5 protein-coding genes and 1 pseudogene are annotated in these 4,667 nt (G+C 72.4%); 3 read left to right on the top strand and 3 right to left on the bottom strand.

Features of this window, described 5'->3' with window-relative positions; translation table 11 throughout:
• A pseudogene (locus ACGF4F_RS37270) lies at nucleotides 1-404 on the bottom strand (hypothetical protein); the annotation flags it as partial.
• A gap of 41 nt (nucleotides 405-445) precedes the next feature.
• Here ACGF4F_RS37270 and ACGF4F_RS37265 point away from each other — a divergent pair.
• Together ACGF4F_RS37265 and ACGF4F_RS37260 are read left to right on the top strand one after the other, a co-directional pair.
• Nucleotides 446-595, top strand: a complete 150-nt coding sequence (locus tag ACGF4F_RS37265; RefSeq protein ID WP_393085229.1) for a hypothetical protein — start codon at nucleotides 446-448, stop codon at nucleotides 593-595.
• The gene (locus ACGF4F_RS37260; protein WP_393085226.1) at nucleotides 592-792 is read left to right on the top strand and encodes a hypothetical protein; all 201 of its coding nucleotides are present in this window, start codon (nucleotides 592-594) and stop codon (nucleotides 790-792) included. The genes ACGF4F_RS37265 and ACGF4F_RS37260 overlap by 4 nt, the downstream gene beginning before the upstream one ends.
• Nucleotides 793-931: 139 nt before the next feature.
• Here the strand turns inward: ACGF4F_RS37260 and ACGF4F_RS37255 are convergent, their stop codons facing one another.
• Nucleotides 932-1,444, bottom strand: a complete 513-nt coding sequence (locus ACGF4F_RS37255; protein WP_393085223.1) for a hypothetical protein — start codon at nucleotides 1,442-1,444, stop codon at nucleotides 932-934.
• A gap of 275 nt (nucleotides 1,445-1,719) precedes the next feature.
• On the opposite strand from ACGF4F_RS37255, the gene ACGF4F_RS37250 reads away from it, so the two are divergent.
• Entirely contained in the window at nucleotides 1,720-4,317 is a 2,598-nt protein-coding gene (locus ACGF4F_RS37250) for a LuxR C-terminal-related transcriptional regulator (protein ID WP_393085221.1), read from the top strand.
• Between the two features lie 95 nt (nucleotides 4,318-4,412).
• Here the strand turns inward: ACGF4F_RS37250 and ACGF4F_RS37245 are convergent.
• A partial coding sequence (locus tag ACGF4F_RS37245; RefSeq protein WP_393085218.1) for an MMPL family transporter occupies nucleotides 4,413-4,667 on the bottom strand: 255 nt, incomplete at its 5' end.

Below are 4,667 nucleotides of genomic sequence, written 5' to 3'. Positions count from 1 at the left end.
ACCTGCTCGGCCGGGGCGGCGGCGGCGAGGATCTCGGCGGGTGCGACGGATCCCTTCGGGTAGTGGGCCTCGATCATCCGCTGGCCGGTGACCGAGCCGACTTCCTTGGTGAACGACTCGTCGTGCGGCATGCCGATGCTGAGGTTGACCATGCCGAAGCTCAGCGCCACGAGCGCCGCCGCTGTGCCCAGCCACACCGCGCGGGGTCGCCGGCCGACGAACCCGGCGATCCGTCGCCACACCCCGTGCTGGGCTGCCACGTCGACTCCGACCGTGTCGGGGGAGTAACGGGGCACGAACGGCCAGAACAGCCACCGCCCGAAGATGACCAGCACGGCCGGCAGCGCCCACGGGCTGTCGGTGCCGCAGTTGGTGGTGACCGAACTGTTGCGCGGCGTGATCACACCGTTCGGGCACGGGCTGTGGACGGCGATCCTCGGCGGGGGTGCTCTTCTCCTCGAGCAGCCGGGAGCACTTCGTGGTCACCGGGCGGCTCATCCTGGCCTACCTCGGCGTGTCCCTGCTGCACGCCTTCTGGGACGGCATGCACGTGATCGCGCTGCTCCTGACCGTGCTGCTCACCGGGGCACCGTGAGCCTGCACGGTGGGCTGGTCCGGCCGACCGCCGGGCAGGTCGCGCTGTTCGCCGTGCTGGAGTTGGCGGGGCTGGCGGTCGTGGCCCTCGTCGGGTTCCTCTGGCTCCGGGCGCTGGTGCGGTCCGCGCGCCGCGCCCCGCATCCGCCGCCGCCGGTGTACGGGTGGCGGGTGCCGATCCGCCCGCCCGGCCCCTGAGACCACAGTTCCGACGGGCCGAGGCAGCCCCGCGGCGCTGCCCTCCCACACTCAGGCGGCGGTCCGCCGAGCCGCGAGCCCTACCTTCGGCCCGCGCCAGCACGCCAGTTGCCCGCCAGTATTTGTCGACCGGCAGGGCCTACACACGGTCCTGCAGGATCTTGCCCAGGCGCAGTGCGACTTCCTTGCGCTTGTCCGGGTCGCTGATGTTCACCTTGATCCCGCAGAAGTCACTCTTGCAGGGGAACCACAGCTCGCCGTGAATGGTGTCGTAGGTGGCGCCATCGGCGGAACCACTGACCTGCTCCCCGACCTCGGCCACAGCCTCGTACTGGGCTTTTGGCAGGACCGTCGCGGAGATCGCCTCGACGAGGCCGTCCTTGGCGCCCGAGGTCGCCGTCCAGATGCACCCGCCGAGCGCGTAGTCGTGCTGGCCGCCATCATTCGGGCCGATCACCGCCTCGACCTCGCTCTTGGTGAGGCGTTCGCATTCGCCGCCCTTGGCCTCGGTCACGGCGCTGGCGGCGTCGTCCGTACCCGGATTTTCTGCCGACGTGGAAGAACTCGAACCGCCGTCGCTTCCGCACGCCACGACCATGGCCAGTGCGGCGCCGACAATCGCGGCTTGTCCGAGCTTCCTGAGGATCTGCATGGGTCATCCCTTCGCCACGGGCTCGCTCGCGGCCCATGGCTGGACTTCAGCACGATCGGTCCCGGCGGTCACGAGTAGTCGACTACCTGTTGTCCGCCAGCAGCGGCAGGGCCGTCCAGATGCTTGCAGCTGTCCCTCCGGAGACCGCATATTTTGTGGTGGAAGATCCTCCGGTCGGTTTCCGGAGCCACAGCAACCGGGCGACCTGCTGCTGCACGGCTCGGGGAAGGTCAAGGTGTGGCTTGTACGGTCCGGGCGCGGCCCAGAAATGGCCGTTGACCGGCCGCGTCGAGGAGCTCCGGTCGATCGGCCAGGCGACCAGGCGGCCCGGCGGGTCGAAAGGCGTGGTGCTGGCCGGGGCTTCCGGGGTGGGCAAGACCCGGTTGGCCCAGGAAGTACTGGCCAAGGCCGCCGCGCAGGGCATCGCGACCCGATGGGTGGTCGCCACCGCCTCCGCGCGCGGCCTGCCGTTGGGGGCGTTCGCGGGACTGCTCGCCACCGCCGGTGACGACCCCGCCGAGGTATTGCGGCACGGCGTCGACTCGCTGCTGTCTCGGGCGGGTGGCGGCGAACTCATGGTGGCAGTGGACGACGCACACCTCCTTGACGAGCTGTCGGCACTGCTGGTGCACCAGCTGGCGCTGCACAAGGCGGTCACCCTGGTCGTCACGGTGCGCACCGGCGAGCCGGTCGCGGACGCGGTGAGCGCCCTGTGGAAGGACGGATACCTGACCCGGCTGGATGTTCCGCCGCTGTCGGAGCCGGACACGGCGGCGCTGCTGACCGCGGTGCTGGGCGGGCCGGTGGACAGCGGCAGCGTGGCCCGCATGTCCGCGCTGACCAGAGGTAACGCCCTTTACCTGCGGCACCTGGTGGCTGGAGAGCTGGAAGCCGGCCGGCTGCACATGGTAGGCGGGGTGTGGCGCTGGTCGGGGGACCTGGCGATCACGCCGGGCCTGGCGGAGCTGGTGGAGGCCCGGATGGGCCGGCTGTCCAAGCGGGTGCGGGACGTGGTGGACGTGCTCGCCCTCGGCGAGCCGCTGGATGCCGGCCTGTTGACCCGGCTCGCCGCTGCGTCAGCCGTGGAGGAGGCCGAAACGCGGGGACTGGTGAGCGTGGAGCGGGATGACCGGGGGCTGCGGACCCGGCTGGCGCACCCGCTCTACGGCGAGGTGCGGCGCGCGAACATCGGCACGCTGCGGGGCCGCCGACTACGCGGGCGGATCGCGACCGCGTTGGCCGAGACCGCCGCGGGAAACCCGGACGAGATGTTGCGCCGGGCCGTACTCAGCCTCGACTCCGACCTCGAACCCGACCCGGCGCTGCTCACTGCGGCCGCCGGGTACGCCGTCCAGCTCTTTGATCTGCTGCTGGCCGAGCGGGTCGGCCGCGCCGCGGTGGCGGCGGGCGGCGGTTTCCAGGCACAGATGACCGTCGTGGCGGCCCTCAACGGGCTGTGCCGCTACGAGGAGGTCGAGGTCGAGCTGACGGCACTCACCGCACTGGCCGGCACCGACACCGAGCGGGTCAGGGCAACGGTGGCCCAGGTTCATTACCTGATGTGGCTGGTCGGGCGGCCGGCGGAGGCCACAGCCGCCCTCGACACCGCCGAGGAGAAGGTCCGCGAAGAGGCGGCCCGGATGCAACTGGTCGCGGTGCGGGCCTACCTGGAGGCCGGCCTCGGCCACCCGGTACGCGCTGCACAGGCCGGGGCCACGGCACTCGCCTGGCCGGGGCTCCCCGACGAGTCGGCGACGCTCGCCAGCTGCGGGCTCGTCGCCGCCCTCGCCGCCCTGGGCCGCATCGACGAGCTCGGCCCGGCCGCCGCCACCGGCCGGGCAGCGGCTGCCCGATCGCCGGAGCTCGCGTTCCTCGGCGTCCCACTGGCCGGATGGCAGGTGCACGGGCTGCGCCTGGCCGGCCACCTGCGGGAGGCGCTCGCTGTCGCACTCGAGTGCCGAGAGGCGGCCACCGAAGTCGCCTTCGCCGGTGAACTCACCAACATCCTCGTGGCGGAGGCGGAACTCGCCCTGGGCCACCTGGCCACAGCTGTGCACCTGCTCCGCGAAGCCCGCGCCGGCTTGACAGGCGCCGGGAACGCCGGAGGGTTCCTGTATTTCTGCCTGCTGACGACCACGCGAGCGTTGGCCCTCTCCGGTGACCTCGTCGCGGCCCGACGATCCCTCTCCGAGTTGGAGGCACAGCAGCATCCCACGTTGCTGGTACTGCAACCGGAGCTGCTGCTGGCCCGGGCGTGGTTCGCCGCCGCCGAAGGCGCGGTGAGTGAGGCGGTCGCTCTCGCCCATGAGGCGGCCGAGATCGCCGCGTCCCGAGGGCAGCTTGCCCACGAGGTCCTGGCGCTGCACGCCGCGGTCTGCCTTGGTGACGGTTCGGTCGCCGACCGGCTCGCCGACCTGGCCACCCGGGTGGGCGGGCCTCGGGCACTGGCCGCTGCGGCGCAGGCCGCCGCGCTCGCGGCCGACGACGGTGACGCTCTCCTCGCCTGCTCGGCTCGCCTGGAACAACTCGGCGATCTGCTGGCCGCCGCCGACAGCGCCGCACAGGCCGCGGCAGCCTACGCCCGGCACGACCAGATCGGCCCGTCCAAGGCCGCAGCTGCCCGCGCCCATCGGCTCGCGCAGGTGTGCGACGGCGCCCGCACTCCGGCGCTGGCCGCCGCGGCCAGGCCACTACCGCTCACCGCTCGCGAGCGCGAGATCGTGACGATGGCGGCGCACGGCCTGTCCAACCGGGAGATCGCCGATCGGCTGGTCGTGTCCGTGAGGACCGTGGAGGGCCATCTCTATCGAGCGGGCGCCAAACTCGGCGCCAGCAGCCGCACCGAGCTGGCCGCCCTGATCCACTACGACTGAGTGGTCGTCTGCCCGCTGATATGCGGCGCCTGCCTTAACTAGGGGCACGGCAGGCGCGGGAGCCTTTCCCCGGCGGGCGTCACCCGGCCAGGTGGTTACGACGCCACAGGTATCCGCTCTGCGGCGGGCCGGGACGCCGGCCGGGCCAGGGCGCTCGGCCACCAGGTGCGGCGGCCGACGTGCAGCGCGAGGGCCGGGACGAGCAGGCTGCGGACGAGGAACGTGTCGAGTAGCACCCCGACGCCGATGATCACGGCCGTCTGGACGGACGGCACCAGCGGCAGGACGCTCAGCGCGCCGAACGTGGCGGCGAGGACCACGCCGGCGCTGGTGATTACCCCGCCGGTCAC

It is taken from the genome of Micromonospora sp. NPDC047740 (assembly GCF_043204735.1).
Lineage (GTDB): Bacteria > Actinomycetota > Actinomycetes > Mycobacteriales > Micromonosporaceae > Micromonospora.
The sequence above is the reverse complement of the archived record's forward strand: the minus strand, read 5'-3'. Positions and strand labels throughout refer to the sequence as shown.